19 protein-coding genes are annotated in these 17,451 nt (G+C 64.0%); 10 read left to right on the plus strand and 9 right to left on the minus strand.

The annotated features are described in order from the left end of the window. Positions 1–12 precede the first annotated feature (12 nt). The 5 genes from ACI6S0_RS26100 to ACI6S0_RS26120 are packed head-to-tail and all read left to right on the plus strand — an operon-like array spanning position 13 to position 4,255. Positions 13–1,923, plus strand: a complete 1,911-nt coding sequence (locus ACI6S0_RS26100) for a 2Fe-2S iron-sulfur cluster-binding protein (RefSeq protein WP_004213019.1) — start codon at positions 13–15, stop codon at positions 1,921–1,923. Next, positions 1,923–2,651, plus strand: coding sequence for a hypothetical protein (locus tag ACI6S0_RS26105; RefSeq protein ID WP_017503491.1), 729 nt, complete (start codon positions 1,923–1,925; stop codon positions 2,649–2,651). The genes ACI6S0_RS26100 and ACI6S0_RS26105 overlap by 1 nt, the downstream gene beginning before the upstream one ends. Next, on the plus strand, positions 2,648–3,370 hold the full coding sequence (locus ACI6S0_RS26110) for a hypothetical protein (protein ID WP_004212662.1): 723 nt from the start codon (positions 2,648–2,650) through the stop codon (positions 3,368–3,370). Before ACI6S0_RS26105 ends, ACI6S0_RS26110 begins: the two co-directional genes overlap by 4 nt. Further along, a complete protein-coding gene (locus ACI6S0_RS26115) occupies positions 3,357–3,800 on the plus strand; it encodes a DUF1622 domain-containing protein (RefSeq protein ID WP_004212663.1) in 444 nt (147 codons plus the stop codon). The genes ACI6S0_RS26110 and ACI6S0_RS26115 overlap by 14 nt, the downstream gene beginning before the upstream one ends. A gap of 14 nt (positions 3,801–3,814) precedes the next feature. Continuing rightward, entirely contained in the window at positions 3,815–4,255 is a 441-nt protein-coding gene (locus ACI6S0_RS26120; protein ID WP_026109687.1) for a four-helix bundle copper-binding protein, read from the plus strand. 146 nt (positions 4,256–4,401) lie between these two features. On the opposite strand, the gene ACI6S0_RS26125 is transcribed toward ACI6S0_RS26120, so the two are convergent. Genes ACI6S0_RS26125 through ACI6S0_RS26155 form a run of 7 tightly spaced genes read right to left on the minus strand, consistent with a single transcriptional unit; the run spans position 4,402 to position 9,858 of the window. Continuing rightward, complete coding sequence (locus tag ACI6S0_RS26125) at positions 4,402–5,148, minus strand: HAD-IIB family hydrolase (RefSeq protein ID WP_004213020.1); 747 nt, start codon at positions 5,146–5,148, stop codon at positions 4,402–4,404. Continuing rightward, the gene (locus tag ACI6S0_RS26130) at positions 5,145–5,342 is read right to left on the minus strand and encodes an HAD hydrolase family protein (RefSeq protein WP_376784566.1); all 198 of its coding nucleotides are present in this window, start codon (positions 5,340–5,342) and stop codon (positions 5,145–5,147) included. The genes ACI6S0_RS26125 and ACI6S0_RS26130 overlap by 4 nt, the downstream gene beginning before the upstream one ends. Continuing rightward, entirely contained in the window at positions 5,251–5,445 is a 195-nt protein-coding gene (locus tag ACI6S0_RS26135; RefSeq protein WP_021243093.1) for a hypothetical protein, read from the minus strand. Before ACI6S0_RS26135 ends, ACI6S0_RS26130 begins: the two co-directional genes overlap by 92 nt. Before the next feature lie 34 nt (positions 5,446–5,479). After that, complete coding sequence (gene zwf / locus ACI6S0_RS26140; RefSeq protein ID WP_021243094.1) at positions 5,480–6,916, minus strand: glucose-6-phosphate dehydrogenase; 1,437 nt, start codon at positions 6,914–6,916, stop codon at positions 5,480–5,482. A gap of 6 nt (positions 6,917–6,922) precedes the next feature. Next, positions 6,923–7,909 (minus strand): phosphogluconate dehydrogenase (NAD(+)-dependent, decarboxylating), encoded by a 987-nt coding sequence (gene gnd / locus ACI6S0_RS26145; RefSeq protein WP_004212668.1) that lies wholly within the window; start codon positions 7,907–7,909, stop codon positions 6,923–6,925. 15 nt (positions 7,910–7,924) lie between these two features. Then, positions 7,925–9,166, minus strand: a complete 1,242-nt coding sequence (locus ACI6S0_RS26150; protein WP_004212669.1) for a hypothetical protein — start codon at positions 9,164–9,166, stop codon at positions 7,925–7,927. After that, complete coding sequence (locus tag ACI6S0_RS26155; RefSeq protein WP_086012833.1) at positions 9,094–9,858, minus strand: universal stress protein; 765 nt, start codon at positions 9,856–9,858, stop codon at positions 9,094–9,096. Before ACI6S0_RS26155 ends, ACI6S0_RS26150 begins: the two co-directional genes overlap by 73 nt. Positions 9,859–10,428: 570 nt before the next feature. On the opposite strand from ACI6S0_RS26155, the gene ACI6S0_RS26160 reads away from it, so the two are divergent. Next, the gene (locus ACI6S0_RS26160; protein ID WP_159365907.1) at positions 10,429–10,875 is read left to right on the plus strand and encodes a hypothetical protein; all 447 of its coding nucleotides are present in this window, start codon (positions 10,429–10,431) and stop codon (positions 10,873–10,875) included. A gap of 143 nt (positions 10,876–11,018) precedes the next feature. Here the strand turns inward: ACI6S0_RS26160 and ACI6S0_RS26165 are convergent, their stop codons facing one another. Further along, positions 11,019–12,485: a multicopper oxidase family protein gene (locus ACI6S0_RS26165; RefSeq protein ID WP_031290511.1), complete on the minus strand. Its 1,467-nt coding sequence runs from the start codon at positions 12,483–12,485 to the stop codon at positions 11,019–11,021. A gap of 622 nt (positions 12,486–13,107) precedes the next feature. Continuing rightward, the gene (locus ACI6S0_RS26170) at positions 13,108–13,329 is read right to left on the minus strand and encodes a hypothetical protein (RefSeq protein ID WP_046765852.1); all 222 of its coding nucleotides are present in this window, start codon (positions 13,327–13,329) and stop codon (positions 13,108–13,110) included. 398 nt (positions 13,330–13,727) lie between these two features. On the opposite strand from ACI6S0_RS26170, the gene ACI6S0_RS26175 reads away from it, so the two are divergent. From ACI6S0_RS26175 to adhP, 4 genes are all read left to right on the plus strand, one after another. Beyond that, positions 13,728–14,129 (plus strand): hypothetical protein, encoded by a 402-nt coding sequence (locus ACI6S0_RS26175; RefSeq protein WP_202600425.1) that lies wholly within the window; start codon positions 13,728–13,730, stop codon positions 14,127–14,129. Positions 14,130–14,277: 148 nt separating this feature from the next. After that, a complete protein-coding gene (locus ACI6S0_RS26180) occupies positions 14,278–14,607 on the plus strand; it encodes a hypothetical protein (protein WP_150289956.1) in 330 nt (109 codons plus the stop codon). Between the two features lie 253 nt (positions 14,608–14,860). Further along, a complete protein-coding gene (locus tag ACI6S0_RS26185; RefSeq protein ID WP_004213023.1) occupies positions 14,861–16,381 on the plus strand; it encodes an aldehyde dehydrogenase family protein in 1,521 nt (506 codons plus the stop codon). A 26-nt stretch (positions 16,382–16,407) separates the two neighbouring features. Next, entirely contained in the window at positions 16,408–17,433 is a 1,026-nt protein-coding gene (gene adhP / locus ACI6S0_RS26190; RefSeq protein WP_313326457.1) for an alcohol dehydrogenase AdhP, read from the plus strand. Positions 17,434–17,451: the final 18 nt, after the last annotated feature.

The following is a 17,451-nucleotide window of genomic DNA, read 5'->3' on the forward strand; positions in this document are numbered from 1 at the left end:
AAGGGGATGAGGATGTCCAGGCGGATCAGCCTTCGACGCTTGAGCCTCGGCTGCGCAATCGCTCTCAGCCTGTCCGCGGGCGCGGGCGCGCAGGAGGGCGAGGATCATGCCGCGCATCATGGCGCAGGCATGCCGGCCGGCGGGGGCATGTCCGCACCGGCATCGTCGGGGTCGTCGGACATGGCGAAGATGATGAACCCCATGATGGATCGCATGATCAATGGGGAAGGGGAGAATGAGCACGGCCACGAATCGCGCCGGACCGGCTTCATCTCGCAACTGCTCGCCTTTCCCGCGCTCGACGAAGCGGCAAGGCAGCGGGTCGCTGCGCAGGCTGGCGAACGGGTAAGCACGGGCCTAGCGATGATCAACGCCGCCTCGGCCGACGGCGCGCGTGCAACCACGGTCTCGGCCCGGCTCGATGCGGCGCGCCGCCTGCGCGAGGGAACCGACCTGTTCCGGTCCGGCACCGCCGCGCAGGGCGCGATCGGCGGCTTGCAGCCGCCCCGGGAGGTCGGGCTTGCCTGGCTGCGCGATCAGCTCGACATCGACCAGGCCGCGCCCGGCCATGCCGACCACTGGTTCGGCATCTCGCCCTCACACCTCCTTCTCATGCTCTTCCTGGGGCTGGTGAGCGCCACGCTGATCGCGCTGCAGATCTTCCGCCTCCGGCGGATCGGGGCGATCGCCGGCGGTGTCGCCACCGCCAAGACCTCGGAAAAGCCGGAGCCGAAGGCTGTCCCGCCCGCTGCGAAGTTCGCGCCCGCACCTGCCCCCGTTGCCGGCAGCGCCGGGCTCGCCTCGAGCAATGCGGCCGCGCCCGCGGGAGCTTCGCTGCGCAAGCCCAAAAGCTGGGCGGGGCAGCTGCGCGTGGTCCAGATCGTGCGAGAGACGCCGAGCGTGCTGACCTTCCGGCTCGCGGACCCGGCCGCCGACCGGCTGCCGTTCGACTTCCTGCCGGGCCAGTTCCTGCAGGTCGAGGTAGAGCCCGAAGCGGGCAAGACCGCGCGCCGTTCCTACACGATCGCCTCTTCGCCGACCCAGCGGGCCTATGTCGAACTGACGGTCAAGCGCGAGGAGCAGGGCGTGGTCTCGCGATACCTGCACGACAAGGTCGTCGCCGACGATCTGCTGAAGGTCAGCGGACCGTTCGGCGCCTTCACCTTCACGGGAACGGATGCCCAGAGCATCGTGCTGATCGCGGGCGGGGTCGGCATCACCCCGATGATGTCGGTGCTGCGCTATCTCACCGACACCGCGTGGAAGGGTGATATCTTCTTCTTCTACGGCGCACGGTCGACCGAGGAATTCGTGTTCCGCGACGAGCTCGAACGGCTCGAACGCCGTTTTCCCAACCTCCATGTCGTCGCCGCGATGCAGCGCGCGCCCGGCACCGTCTGGATGGGCCCCGAAGGGCCGATCACCCGCGAGATGATCCTGGCCGCGGTGCCGGAGATCGCGAGCCGGCGGATCCATATGTGCGGCCCGCCGGCGATGATGGGCGCGATGCGCGGCGTGCTGGCGGAACTCGGCGTCCCCGAAGCGCAGCTGCACACCGAGGCGTTCGGTCCGGCCTCGCTGCCGGCCGACCACGAGGATCTCGAGGTCAAGCCCGCGCCCGCGCCAGCAGCTAAGCCGGCCCCGAGCGCCGAGGTGGCACCGAGCACGGTGACCTTCTCCGTGTCGGGGGTGTCGGCGGCTTTGCCCGCGGACGAGACCGTGCTCGAGGCGGCCGAGGGCGCGGGCGTCGAGATCCCCTATGCCTGCCGTGCGGGCACATGCGGCGCCTGCGTCGTCAAGCTGCTGCAGGGCGAGGTGACGATGGAGGTCGAGTCCGGCCTCGCGCCCGCCGACAAGGCGCAGGGCTATGTGCTCGCGTGCCAGGCGAAGGGCACGGGCACGCCGCTCGTGGTCGAAGCCTGATGCGCGAACGCAGCGACATCGCCGTCGGCCTGCTGGTCGCGTTCCTGCTGCTGTTCCCGTTCGGCTACCTCGTGCATGTGTCACCGCGCTTTCCGGGCAGCCTGGCCGGCGGGATCATCGGGATCGCAGCGCTCGTGCTGATGCTGCTGACGCTTCCCTATGTCGCGGCCAAGCATATCGCCTGGGTCGACAAGGCGCTCTCCCGGCTCGTCAGCAAGCCGACCCTGCTCGCCATCCACATCTATGCCGGCGTGCTGGCGCCGATCCTGGGTCTGGTCCACGCCGCGCACAAGCTCGAAAGCCCGGTCGGACTGCTTCTGACCATCCTTCTGCTGATGACGGTCATCACCGGCTTCATCGGCCGCTACCTGCTTGCCCAGCTTGGTCGGGCGCTGCGCGGACGCAGGTCGGAACTGGCTTCGCTTCGCGCCGCCTTCCTCGAGGAGCCGGCCGCGCCGACGCAGGCCGATACCGCAGCCGCGCCGCTGTCGGGCTGGAGGCGCTATCTGTTCGTCGCCGGGGATGCGCCCGCGGGCCAGCACCCCCAGGACAAGGCGGGGATCGCCGCGGCGCTGGCCGATACCGAATTCGCGATCCGCGCCGAAGAGGCGACCAACACCCTGTTCGCGCGATGGCGGTTCCTGCACATCCTGCTGGGCTGTCTCATCTTCGCGCTGCTCGCGCTCCACGTCGGCGCGGCGATCTATTACGGGCTGCGCTGGCTATGAGCTGGCAGCGTCTTTCCTACGCCGTCTTCATCGCGGCCCTGCTGGTGATGGTCGCCGCGGTCGCGATCCGGATGCGATCGGACGCGCCGAGGGATGCCGGCCTGGTGGCGCAGCTCGTAGCGCCCGGCCCGCTCTCGAGCGCCCACCAGTCCTTCGCCGGCCAATGCACGGCCTGCCACACGCCGGGCAAGGGCGTCGAAACCCGGACCTGTCTCACCTGCCATGCGGGCACGGATTTCGGGACGAAGCAGTCGACGCAGTTCCACGCGAAAGCGACGCAGTGCACCTCCTGCCACGTCGAACATGAGGGAGAGCGCGGCATCATCCGCATGGATCACGCCGCCTTGCTCGACATGGCAAAGTGGCGGCAGCCTTTGGCGGGCATGTCGACAAACACTCGAAGCCTGACCCCCGAGACCGCGCTCAATTGCGCGAGCTGCCATGCGTTCCGCGATCCGCACCAGGGCCTGTTCGGCACCGACTGCGCGAGCTGTCACAAGACCGACAGCTGGAAGATCGCCAATTACCGCCATCCATCGGTCAATTCGACGCAGTGCGCCGAGTGCCACAAGGCGCCGCCCAGTCACTTCATGGAGCATTTCAGCATGGTCTCGCAGCGCGCAGCCGGGTCGAAGGCGCGCGTCGACCAATGCTATGCCTGTCACGCTACCGACAGCTTCAACAATATCCGCAAGCGAGGCTGGTATGATCACCATTGAGGCCGACTGGCTGAGCGCCTTCTTCCGGCTCGCGGTGATCGGCCTGGAACTGGCGGGCACGCTGACCATCCTGGTCGGCGCGGGGCTCGCAACCTTTCTGTTTGCGCGGCGGGCGAGGGCGGGCGACCGAACCGAGGCCTATAGCGCGTTCCGATCGGCGCTCGGCCGCAGCATCCTGCTCGGCCTGGAATTTCTGGTCGCCGGCGACATCGTCAAGTCGCTGGTGATCAACCCGACGCTCGACGATCTCATCGTGCTGGCCGGGCTTGTGCTGGTGCGGACCTTCCTGAGCATCTCGCTCGGGGTCGAGATCAACGGCCACTGGCCCTGGGAGGAAACGCGGATGGCGCGGGAGAAGGCGCGTGCGGCGTCGGATGGGTCGCCGGCTACGGCTGAGGCCGCCGGATGCGGCACAGCGCTCAAGCGATAGCAGATGGAAGGCGCATCATGATCGAGAGACGCGAATTGCTGATGGCGGGCGCCGGCCTTGCCGCCGCCGGAACGCTGGCTGCGCCGGCGGCGGCGCAGCAGCATCGAATGGAAGGGATGGCGATGTCGATGACGGACTGCATCGACGATTGCGTGGCGTCTCACCGCATGTGCCTGGAAACCGCCGCCTGGCTGACGAAGCAAGGCGGCGCGTCAGCCACGGCGTCGCTGATCGCCATGCTGAACGACTGTGCGGAACTGTGCCAGGCGACCGCCAACTCGATGCTGCGCGAATCCCCGCTCCATACCATCCTGTGTCGCGCCTGCGCTGACGCCTGCGAACGATGTGCGCGGGAATGCCTGAGCCACGTCGTGGACGAGCGGATGAAGCGTTGCTCGGCTACCTGCAAGGACTGCGCCGCCAGCTGTCGGATGATGGCGGACATGGCGAGCTGAGTTTCCTCGAACGCGCCCAGGCGTAGTGAGGTCAAGCAGCTCCAGCACCATTGAAGCGATCCGTCGGCTCTACAATGTGGGACCGCTGCGAAGCTGGGTCGTATGGGTGCGAAAGCGGGACTGGTTAAGGATCGGCGGTAGCGCTTCTAGACCAGCCAGGCAGCGATCGCGCCAACCACCGACTTGGTTTCGGCAACGTCGCGGACTCGCACGGTATCCAGCCCGAGATGCTTGGCCGGATAATCATTTCCGCCCGGGAAGATCGCGTCACCGAAGAAGATCATCTCGTCGAGTGCGACGCCGGTCTGCTCGGAAAGGCGCTTAAGGCCATAGGCCTTGTCTATCCCTTCGCGGGTGATGTCGATCGATGTCGCCCCGCCGATATTGATGGCAAAGCCTGGCAGCAACGGCTGGAGCAGGGCCTGCAATTTCTTGCGCTTGGCGTGATCGGGATCCCACGTGTCCTTGGCCTCGAGCGGCGCCTGCTGACCGAGCGCGGAGAATGTGATCTGGCTGCCGCGATCCTCGATCTGCTCGCCCCAGATGTTCTCGTTTGCATAGCCCGCCTGCTCGACCGCCTTGGTCAGTGCTTCGCGGATGCGCTGGCTTTCGTCGCCGGTGAACAGATCGGCATAGATACGCGTCCATTGGCCGTCGGCGTGACGATATAGCTTGGTGCCCGTGGTCGGCTGGATGATAAAATTGTCGAGCCGCGCACGGGCGGGCATGCGCGACACCACCTGTTTCTCGAATTGCGGCCAGTCGCCTCCGGAGATGATCGCTACCATCGTCACGTCGAGCAGGCGGGTAAGCAGATCCGCCATTTCATCGTCGAGCGGCTGCTTGTTGAGCGCGAGCGTTCCATCGAGGTCGAAAGCGGCCAGTCGCTTCATGATGATCCTCCCACAAGCGGCAGCAGAAATGCGTCGATGGCATCGGCGATGCCATCTTTGTCGTCGCTGGTTGAAATGTAGTGCGCTGCGCTACGGATCTCCTCAGGCGCCTTGCCCATGGCGATCGATAGGCCGGTGCGCACGAGCAAAGGGCAGGTCATTGGGCATGTGGCCGAGCGCCCGCGCCAGGGCATCGACGCCAGCTCGCTTGTTGGCATAGGGGTTGGTGACGTCCAGATAGTAGGTCCGCGACCGGGCAATCGTCGCCGACGCCAGGCTCTTGTCCTTGCGAACCAAAGTCCGTCGATGTCGGAGATGACGAGGCCCAGCATCATTGGCCGATCCTGTGCCAGAAGCGGCCATCGCGTTCGAGTAGGGCATCTGCGCCGGCCGGGCCGGCGCTGCCTGGTGCATAGGATTCAAGCCTGCCCTTGTCCTTGACCCAGTCATCGAGGATCGGCTGGACCGCGGCCCAGCCCGCCTCGATCTGCTCAGCGCGCTGGAACAATGTCTGGTCGCCGGTCATCATGTCATAGAGCAAGGTTTCGTAGCCGGTCCGGCCCGACAGCTTGAAGTGGTCGGCATAAGTGAAATCGAGCGTTGTCCCTGCGGTCTTGATCACTGGACCCGGTTTCTTGACCAGCATGTCTAAGACGATGCTTTCGTCCGGCTGCAGCTGGAAGATCAGGCGATTGGCTGGCAGGCGGTCGATCGGACAATCGCGGAATAAAGCGTAGGGCACTGCCTTGAACGTGACGACGATCTCCGTATCGCGCGCTGCCAGCGCCTTGCCGGTGCGCAGGTAGAAGGGCACGCCGGCCCAGCGCCAGGTGTCGACTTCCAGCTTCAGTGCGACATAGGTCTCGGTCCTGCTGTCGGTAGCGACATCCGGGACCTTACGATAGGCCGGCACGTTGCGGCTACCGACACGGCCCTTGCCATATTGGCCGCGCACTGCGCAGACTGCGGTGGGCTTGCGGATCGCGCGCAACACCTTGGCCTTTTCGTCGCGGATCGCGTCGGCATCGAAGCTGTTGGGCGGCTCCATCGCGATCATCGCCAGCAGCTGGAACAGATGGTTGGGGACCATGTCGCGGAGCGCGCCGGTTGCATCGTAGAAAGATCCGCGCGATCCGACCTCGACCGTCTCGGCGGCGGTGATCTGGACATGATCGATATAGCGATTGTTCCACACCGCTTCGAACCATTGGTTGGCGAAGCGCGCGACCAGGATGTTCTGGACAGTTTCCTTTCCCAGGAAGTGGTCGAGCCGGTAGATCTGGCTTTCCGGGAGCAAGGCGAGGATTCGGGCGTCAAGCGCCTTGGCCGAGGCGAGGTCGTGGCCGAACGGCTTTTCGATCGCGACGCGGCGGAACCGACTGCCCGCTTCCGCCATCAGGCCTTTGGCGGCAAGCTTTTCGACGATGGCGCCGAAGAATTGCGCTGGCGTGGCGAGGTAGAAGACCGCGCTTCGGTCGCCCAACGCCTTGGCGACATCGTCGAACACCCGGTCTGCGGTGAAATCGCCCTGGAGGTAGGCGATGCGCTTGCGCAGATCACGCCAGCAATCGCCCTCGGTCGCGAACTTATCGAGGCTGGCGCGCAACATCTCGTCATCGCCATCGCTGCGGCCGATGCCGAGGATGGTGAAGTCCTTTCCCAGCAATCCGTCGGTGCACAGATTGGTGACGGCGGGGACCAGCAGGCGGCGGGTCAGGTCCCCGGTCGCGCCGAAAATGACCAGAGTGGCGGGTGGGGCCTTCTTCATGGGAGCCTACTGCGGCATTTCGGTATGGCCGCCGAAGCCGAAGCGCATCGCCGACAGCACCTGGTCGCCGAACGTATGTTCGACGCGGCTGCGATAGCGCGCGAACAAGGCGGCCGAGAGGACGTAGGCGGGCACCGCTTCCTCCATCGCCGCCTCAATCGTCCAATGGCCTTCGCCCGAATCCGCCACGGTGCCGGTAAACTGGGCGAGCATCTGATCCTTGGCGAGCGCCGACGCGGTCAGGTCGAGCAGCCAGGAGGAGATGACCGATCCGCGGCGCCACACTTCGGCAATGTCGGTGAGGTTGAGATCGAAGCGCTCATCCTCAGGAAGCTTGTCGGATTTCTTCGACTTCAGGATGTCGAAGCCCTCGGCATAGGCCTGCATCAGACCATATTCGATGCCGTTATGGACCATCTTGACGAAGTGGCCGGCGCCAGGCGGGCCGGCATGGATGTAGCCTAGCTCGGCGCGCGCATCCTCGCCTTCCTGCTCCATCCGATTGGGCGTGGGGGGGATCGTCCCTCGGCCCGGTGCCATCGTCTTGAAGATCGGATCGAGGTAGTCGACCACCTCCGTCTCGCCGCCGATCATCATGCAATAGCCGCGTTCGAGTCCCCAGACGCCGCCCGACGTGCCGATGTCGACATAGGCGACTTGCTTCGCCACGCAGAGCTTCGCGCGGCGGATATCGTCCCTGTAGAAGCTGTTGCCGCCGTCGATGATGATGTCGCCGGGCAGGGACTTTTCGAGCAGGGCGGTGATCGTATCCTCGGTCGGAGGACCCGCCGGGAGCATCACCCAGAAGATGGCGCGCTCGGCGAGCTTGCCGCGCAGATCGTCGAGCCCGGTCGCGCCGACCGCGCCTTCCTTGACCAGATCGTCGATCAGATCCTGGTTGCGATCGAAGACGACCGCTTCATGTCCGCCGCGCACCAGGCGACGGACGATATTGCCGCCCATGCGCCCCAGTCCGATCATTGCGATACGCATCTATGCTGATCCCCTTCAATTCTGTAGCGAACGCGCCACCAATGTTTCGAGAATATTGAGATCCCCTGTGTTGAGATGAATGCGCAAGGTGCGCTGCCCGCGCGCGGCGAGCACGTCGAGATCGCCGCGCGCCTGCGCAAGCTGGACGATGCCAAAGCTCGCTTTCCACCCCGGAACGGCGAGATCCGGATCGGGCGTCCGCGTGATCTCGATGAACACCCCGCTCTTCGGCCCGCCTTTATAGGCCTGGCCGGTCGAATGGAGGAAACGCGGGCCGAAGCCGGCGACGGTCGCGACATGCTTCGCGTGAACTACTTCGCCGCGCATCCGCGCGATCGCCGCCTCATGTTCGGCGTTACGTTCGAGATAAACGAGGAAGCCGACATAGTCGCCGGGCTCGGCGCTGGCGAAATGGTCGCGCAATATCTCGACCGGATTGGTCGCGGCGAAAATGTGGTCGCCCGGTGCGGAGAAGGCCATGGCCGCGTCCTGGTGGAACGGGGTTTCGGGGGCGAGCGCGCCCGATTCCTCATATTTGTCGATCAGCTCGCGCGTCGCGATCTTGGCATCCTCGACATCGGGCTGGTCGAACGGATCGATGCCGATCACCGCACCGGCAAAAGCGGTTGCCACTTCCCAGCGGAAGAATTCCTGGCCGATACGCTCCTTCGACGGCAGCGTGATGCGTATCACCGGCTGGCCCGCTGCGACCAGGAAATGGGCCTGCTCGATGATGTCGGACGCATCGTCGCCGGCGAGCGTCAGCAGGGCGAACACGCGGTCCGCGCCATAATCCTCCACCGGCGCGGACGGCTCCAGGTCGACGGGCACGATTCCCTTGCCATGCTTGCCGGTCGATTCGGCGATGAGCTGTTCGAGCCAGGCGCCGATCGGCTCGAGGCCGGGGCTGGTCAGGATGGTGAGCTTGTCGCGGCCGGAAACCGCCGCCTCGCCCATGATCGCACCGAGGATCAGGCCGGGATTGGCGGTGTCGCCCTTGCACGCTTCGACCAGGGGCTGGGTCGCGGCGAAAAAGGCTTCGACGTCGATCCCCATCATCGCTGCCGGCACCATGCCGAATACCGACAGGACCGAATAACGCCCGCCGATCGCCGGATCGCCGAGGAAGATGGCGTGATAGCCATGCTCCTTGGCCAGCTTCTCGAGCTTCGATCCCGGATCGGTCACCGCGACGAAGCGGTCGCCATCCTTGCCGGACAATTCCCAGAAATACGCCCGGAGCAGTTCGGGCTCCATCGTCGATCCTCATTTCGCTCTATAAGGGCTTGTTGAAGCTTCTTGTCCTCGACTTCCAGGGGCCGTGCCTCGATCATCTCGGGCGTAGGGACGACATGGACGAGCAGGAGTTCCGCTTCCGAGGCCTTCGCAAGACGCACAGCTAGGGGCAGCACGCTCTCAGCCCAGCGAGAGCCGTCAAGCGGCACCACAACCCTTCTGTAGGGCGCTGCCGGAAGCGGGGCCTCTACCGGTACGAGCAGGACCGGGGCTGGCGTCTGCATGAGCACCTTGTGCACGGTTGCCCCCATGCCCGGGCGACCGGCCTCTTGCCTGCCTCGTCTTCCCAGTACGACCATGCCGTCGTCGCACTCTCGGACAAAGCGGCAAATTTCCTCCGCGGTTTGGCCTTCGGCCAGTTCGATGGAGGTTTTGGTTGGAGGTGCGCTGGTCGCGGCGGCGCATCGATCGAGGGCGCGCAGGGCTTCGCGCCGCCGGAGGTTACATTCAATCGGGTCTGGACGAGAGCGCGTCGAGCCCTCGCCGTCAAGTACTTGTAGCAGGGTAATAGGGACGTCGAGCGTTGTCGCGAGCGCACGAGCGTGTGAGTAGATCCACGCATCATGATCGGAGCAATCGATGCAGGCGACAATCCCGGACTGCGGTCGGGGGGACGCCTGCGCCAGAGCTGGAAATGCTGAAGCGGCTGACATCAAATGCTCCTCTTGCCTTGGATCTCCATCGAATTCGTGGCGGCTAGGACAGCGGGAACATCCGGCATCTCGGCCTGGCGTACCCTCCACGACTCGAACCTGCTCTGACCCTATCTGGGGGGAACGACCCGCGAAATTGTGATATATACGAATGGCGATCGGTCGGTTGACCGGGTCGCAAGAGCATCAGAACCGAAAGCCGGTCGCTTGCGACTAGTACATCGGGCGGGCCTATATGCCTCCGCCTCGGTACCCGGTTTGAGCGTCCAAACTAACATGTCGGGATAGAGTGAAGGTCACCGGGCCACCTTTTCCTCGTCCGGAAGCGAACTCGTCGCCCCCGTTACCGCTCATATGGTCGCTCGCTTGCCCTGCGCATGAGCCGATCACCGTCATCCCAAGTTCTGCGCCGCCTGCCTTGTCCTGGGCGATCTGCGATCAGATGCCGTGGCAGGCGTCCCTTCTGTCTAGCGGCAAATACGCATTACCGCCGGCAGATGGTCTGCATAGTCTGCCAAGGGCAACCAACGAAGCTCTCAGCGCAGTGAGTGTGGATCGGAAGGAAATAGTATGACGATCGCGCTTAACGGGTTATTTCGATGCCGGCTGCTCACTTTCACACGGTGGTCGTGTTCCATCTGGGCGATTTTCGCCGCGCTCACTGTGCCAACGCTACCTTCGCCGGCCAGGGTCGTTCCCGCAGGGGAAGATACCTCGACCACCAAGCTCGCGGGTGTCTGGTCATTTGATGGCCGATCCGGCTGTAAGTCGGGGATGGCCTGGGTTCTTAATCGCAACGGATCTTACAGCGAAATCCGATTGCCTGACCAGACGCCGCTTGGCGGAGGAAAGTGGTATGAACGCGGCGATACCATCTATTACTCATTGCCGCGAGTACTGACAGCGGCCGCGGGACGGCCCGACAAGCGTATGGTCATTATAGAGCGCGGCCCGCGGCGCCTGGTGGCCGTGACGAACCGCAGGGTTCGTCATGTGATGCACAAGTGTCCGGGATGATCGAATGCCTTCGATCGAGATGTGCGAAACGTTCTGGCCCAAGCCCGAAAAGGGAACAAAAACGAGAGTGGAGTTCGAAGTCATACGTCGAGCATTGCCCCCTTATTGGCATATGCGGGATTTCGATTCTTGAGTTGTTCCCACTACGTCACGGAAAACTGACCCATCATGCCTTCGTCCTCGTGCTCCAGGATATGGCAATGGAACAGGAAGGGCGCCTTTGAAGCAGGCTGGTCGAAGCGGATTAATAACTCGACCGGTTCGTCCACGACGATGGTGTCACGTGGCCCCTGATCAAGAAGATCTGGCTCCTCGCCATCGCGACTTAGCACGTCGAAGTGCACTCCATGAATGTGGAAGGGATGGGCCATTTTCTGCCCGGAGACTTTCCATATCTCGACGGCGCCAAGCTCGACCTCCTCATCGATTCGATCCATATCGAATCGCCTGTGGTTGATCGTTAGCGGCTCTTCGTCGCTATCCATCATGCCCCCCAGCCTCATGTTGAGCACCAGACGTCGCCGTGCGACGACCGTCGCCGGATTTGGCACCGCGCGGGACGCCAGGAGGAGCGGAAGCGTGGTGCTACCTCGCTTGCTCGATGCCAAGCGCGGTGAGAATGTGAGGACAGTTTCATTGCCTGCGTTGTTTTCGCTAGCCTCGTGCCGATGCATCATGCCCATGCCATGCATCCTCAGGGTGCTTTGGTCCGGAGCCGAGACCAACGAGACCGGTTTGCCATCGCTGAAGTCCACCAAGATCTCCGCCCGCTGACCGGAGGCCAGAGTGAGGGACTGCAATTCAACGGACTTTTCCAAAAGGCCGCCCTCGGTGCCGATCCAATAAAAGGCTCGTCCGTCGCTGAACGAAAGATCGTAAGTCCGGGCATTCGAACCATTTACAAGCCGCAGCCGCACTAAGCTTCTGGGAACGTCTGCTCGCGGGTTGTACGCGCCGTTTACGAGAATAACGTTGCCCCGCCTCCCGTCCAACGCCACCATCATGCCCGCCGGTAACACCAGACGGCCATCCACGAACTGCCGATCCTGGATCAATATTGGTAGATCGTCGACGCCGTAATCTGAAGGCAAACCGAGACCTTGCTCTTCCTCGTCGGTGACGAAGAGCAATCCCGCTAGGCCTGCATAGACCTGCTCCGCCGTTCGGCCGTGTGCATGGGAATGATAAAAGAGAGTGGCCGCCGGCTGACGGATCGGCAGCGTCGGACGCCAAGTCTCGCCTGGACTAATGGTCTGGTGGGGGCTGCCGTCCAGCTCTCCCGGTACGAGCAGCCCGTGCCAGTGAACCGTGGTATCAGCAGACAGATTGTTGCTGACAGTCACCGTCACGTCGTCCCCGCGATGTACCCGCAGAGTCGGGCCGAGATAGCTGCCGTTGTATCCCATGGTGGCGCTCCGCCGCCCTGGGAAGAAAGTGGTTTCCCCTTCCTGCGCCCTCAGTCCAATTCTCTGCCCATGGTCGCGTGCATCTAACAGGCGAGGAATGGGCAGCGTGCCTGCTTGGTCCGGCGTCGCAAATCTGCGCGTGCATGCCGCCCCCAGCAGGAGGCCTCCGCCCGCCAAGAGAGTTCGCCGGCTCAGAAAAGTCATTTCGAAGCCCCTCCTGAGCAATCGTGAAACTGACGCAAACGCGCTTTTCTCGATCCCGATGAGATCCACCGAGGCGAAGCGCCGCTCTTCCCTTAAAGGGCGCTCGGGAGGGCAATATCCGTAATACCCGAACCGATCGCTTTTGTGCCCGCCCCCTCTGGGAAGAAAAAATTGCCCTTCTAAGCTGGTTGCGGCCCTCGCCAGTTGATCAATCATCAGCCAGGCGAGCGTTCAATCACTGCGGCACCGATCCGAGCGAGCGTCTATTCCGACAATTTAGCCTGGGCCAGTCCGAGTGGCTGGTTCGGCGGTGAGCCTTGCCACGATCGCGCCGAAGCAAAAGCGGCGTGCGATTTACGTTTCGCTGTTTGCCACTGCAGCAGGCGGCGTCGCTTTCCAGTGCTCGGGCTAGGCGGAGGCTTTGATGGCCGCCGTCTTCGGTCATCCGCGCCCAGCTTTTGCTAATAGCCGAACTAAAGCGGACATGGCAGGCTGACCGCCGGCTTCGCAAATTACGTATACTGCCGCCTCCAGGCCGACACCATCTCAACGGCAAGCTCCCTGGGGAGCGAGAATCGACCGGGCATGTGTCCGGTCGAACTGAAACTCAGACTTGAAGGAATCATATTTGCGCAAGAAAGCAGCGATTATCGCTTCGCTCGCAGCCTTTGGCGTCCTTGCCGTCGGCGCCGGGCCAGTTCTCGCCGATGGGATGCCGCCGGGCATGCCGGACCTTGAGCAGACGCTCAAGGCGAAGCCGGCGCCGGCTCGGTCCGACACGGCCCAGATGCAAGGAATGCGACACCGCGAAGTGCCGATGCACGGTGAGATGATGCAGGACCATCGGATCGCTATGCGGGAGATGGGAACCCAGGACGGAGCCTCCCGCATGTTGCGTAGGTCGCGGGGCGGTTGCTGACCCTGCACTTAAGCCAGCTCCGATCACGAGGCTGGGTGGCCAACGACCGTGGCCTGGTTCAACTGCAGCTTTGGCCCGCCGTTCTCCCACGGCGGGCCAATTGGTTTTTGCACTTCGCTGTCGGCCGCCATCAAGCGGGATCATGAATTCGCTTGACCTTGGACCATGGTCCACCCCGCACGATCCCGCGCATGCTAGTCGCGATCCAAAGCGGATTCGTAAGTTACGTATACAGACTGCGTCTCGCTAGCAGCATTGAAGCTTCGGAATTGCCGGGATCGGAACGTCGATCGGGCAACAGGACGAACACTCGGAGACCCTCAATGCGACAGACGACATTTCTAGCGGCGACCGTCAGCCTCTTCGCGACGCTAACCTTCGCCGCCGGCACCGCTCTCGCCCAGTCGACGCCCGCGCCCGCGCAGACTGCGCCGGCCCCTGCCCACCAGCAGGGCATGGATCATGGCGGGCAGCAGATGCACGATCAGATGATGAAGGATCATCAGGCCGGCGCGCAGAAGCAGCAGGGGCAACCGGCCCAGCAGGATCAACAGGGCATGTCGGGGATGGCCGGCATGTCCGGCGGGTCGCCAGCATCGAACGGCTCGGGCATGGCCGGTAAGGCGAAGAGTGGCTGCTGCAAGATGCCGATGAAGAAGGCCAAGCCGGCCGCGAAGAAGAAGACCGCCAAGCCCATGGCCGACAAGCCGATGAGCGACATGTGAAGTTTCCAGCCCCGATAAAACACCCCCCGGGGCTGAGGGCCCGCCGCCGCCCCCGCGGCGGGCCAGTTCTTTGACGATGCCCAGCGTCGTCCGTGCTCCCGGCCTTCAAAACCGGGTCCGAGCGTCTGACGTGAGAGAGGAAACAGAGATGCGAAAACATCTTGGCGTCGGTGCTGCTGTTGGCTTTCTGCTCTTTGGCAGCACGCCGCTCCTCGCACAGGGTATCGGCCATAGCTTGTTCATGCGCGGCAAGATCGTCCGTATGGATGCGGGCGGCACAGTGGCCTGCCTGGGCAAGGCCGATGGCGCGCACATCGGGCAGATACTCGAAGTCTATCACGCAACGCCGCGCCACCGCCGCCTTGTCGGTCATGTCGAAGTCGACCAGATTTTCGACGACCATTACGCTCATTTCCGCGTGAGGGACGGGACGTTTCAGAAAGGCGATTGGGTGAGCCTAAAGCGCGCCCGGGCGTAACGCCAGAATTGGAATGCCAAGCGCCGCCCTCGCCAAAAGAAGACTCGGCCGAGTAACGCCTGTCTCGGCATAATTCCGATCAGGCGTGCGCGAATAGGTTCAGGAGTCGATGAATATTCATCGGCTCCGTTGGCGTGTCCGACCCTTAAAGCCCGCGACACCGATACCAGACTACCTTCTGCGGAACTTACTTATAGGCCGCCCGGGCAAAGAGACTACTCCGTCAGGCCATCGATAGAGATGGAGTCAGGTTATGTTCGAGAAGGCGATCGGGACCATTAACGCGGCGGCCTCCTTCCGACACCGCTATGATAATTTCATCGGAGGCCGCTGGAGCGCTCCTGCGAGCGGCGAGTATTTCGCCGACAAGAGCCCGATCAATGGCGCCCAGATCGCCGAGTTCGCGCTGTCGACGCCGGAAGATGTCGAGCGCGCGCTCGATGCGGCGCACGCCGCCAAGGATCAATGGGCAAGGATCGCGCCCGCCGAGCGCGCCAGGATTCTCAATCGCGTCGCCGACCGGCTCGAGGATAATCTGGAGCTGCTGGCGCTTGCCGAGACGATCGACAATGGCAAGCCGATCCGCGAGACCCGCGCTGCCGACGTGCCGCTTGCGATCGACCATTTCCGCTACTTCGCCGGCTGCATCCGGGCGGAGGAAGGCGGCATCTCGACGATCGATGCCGACACCATCGCCTATCATTTCCGCGAGCCGCTCGGCGTCGTCGGCCAGATCATCCCGTGGAACTTCCCGCTGCTGATGGCGGCGTGGAAGATCGCCCCGGCGCTGGCGGCGGGCAACTGCACCGTCATCAAGCCCGCATCCCAGACGCCGCTCACCTTGCTGATGTTCGCCGAGCTCACCGCCGACATCCTGCCGCCCGGCGTGCTCAATGTCGTCACCGGCCCGGGACGGACCGTCGGCCAGGCGATCGCCGCCAATCCGCGCATCGCCAAGGTCTCGTTCACCGGCGAGACCGTCACCGGCAAGCAGATCATGCATGCGGCTGCCGACCATCTGATCCCCCAGACGATGGAGCTTGGCGGCAAGTCACCGAACATCTTCATGGCGGACGTGCTCGACGAGGACGATGCCTTCTTCGACAAGGCGCTCGAAGGCTTCACGCTGTTCGCGTTCAACAAGGGCGAGGTCTGCACCTGCCCGTCGCGCGCGCTGATCCATGAGTCGATCTTCGACCGCTTCATCGAGCGCGCCGTGGCGCGCGTCGCCGCGATCCGCCAGGGCAATCCGCTCGACCCCTCGGTCCAGGTCGGCGCGCAGGCGTCGGAGGACCAGCTCCACAAGATCCTGGGCTATATCGATATCGGCAAGGCCGAGGGCGCGCAGTGTCTGGTCGGTGGCGCCAGGGCGCTGCCGGGCGGTGCGCTCGACCAGGGCTATTTCGTGCAGCCGACCGTGTTCGTGGGCCAGAACCACATGCGCATCTTCCAGGAGGAGATCTTCGGCCCCGTCCTGTCGGTCACCACGTTCAAGACGGTCGAGGAGGCGATCGCACTCGCAAACGACACCGCCTACGGTCTTGGCGCGGGCGTCTGGACCCGGAGCGGCAACACCGCCTACCGGCTGGGCCGCGCGATCGAGGCCGGGCGGGTCTGGACCAACTGCTATCATCAGTACCCCGCCCATGCCGCCTTCGGCGGATACAAGGCGTCGGGCTTCGGGCGTGAAAATCACCGGATGATGCTCGACCATTATCAGCAGACCAAGAACCTGCTCGTCTCCTATGACGAGCACGCGCTCGGCCTGTTCTGACCCCTCGCTCAAAAGGAGAAACGGACATGGCGAAAACCATGAAGGCGGCGGTCGTCCGCGAATTCGGCAAGCCCCTGGTCATCGAGGAGGCGCCGATCCCGACGGTCGGCCCCGGGCAGATCCTGGTCAGGATTGCGGCAACCGGCGTGTGCCATACCGACCTGCACGCGGCAGAAGGGGACTGGCCGGTCAAGCCCAACCCGCCCTTCATTCCTGGCCATGAAGGCGTCGGGCATGTCGCCGCCGTCGGTGCCGGCGTCACCCATGTGAAGGAAGGCGACCGGGTCGGTGTGCCCTGGCTCTACACCGCCTGCGGGCACTGTGTGCATTGCCTGGGTGGCTGGGAGACGCTTTGCCACGAACAGCAGAACACCGGCTATTCGGTCAATGGCAGCTTTGCCGAATATGTCCTCGCCGATCCCAACTATGTTGGTCACCTTCCCGACAATGTCGACTTCCTCGACATTGCGCCGATCCTCTGCGCGGGCGTCACCGTCTACAAGGGACTGAAGGCCACCGAGGCCCGGCCCGGCGAGTGGGTGGTCGTCTCCGGGATTGGCGGGCTCGGCCACATGGCGGTGCAATATGCCCGAGCCATGGGTCTCAATGTGGCCGCGGTCGACATCGACGATAGCAAGCTCGACCTCGCTACACGCCTTGGCGCCACACTAACGGTCAACGCGCGCAGCGAGGACCCTTCGGCAGCGCTCAAGAAAGCCATTGGCGGCGCGCACGGGGCGCTGGTGACCGCTGTTTCGCCCAAGGCGTTCCAGCAGGCGCTCGGCATGGTCCGGCGCGGCGGCACGGTCGCGCTCAATGGCCTGCCGCCGGGCGACTTCCCGTTGTCGATCTTCGACACCGTGCTGAACGGCATTACCGTGCGCGGCTCGATCGTCGGCACGCGGCTCGATCTGCTCGAGGCACTCGCTTTTGCCGGCGAGGGCAAGGTCAAGGCCACGGTCCATGCGGACAGGCTCGAGAACATCAACGACGTCTTCTCCCGCATGCATCATGGCGACATCGAGGGCCGGATCGTCCTCGACCTCGCCTGAACCCGACTTCGCGAAAGT

This window comes from Sphingobium sp. DN12, from assembly GCF_051058005.1.
GTDB lineage: Bacteria > Pseudomonadota > Alphaproteobacteria > Sphingomonadales > Sphingomonadaceae > Sphingobium > Sphingobium yanoikuyae.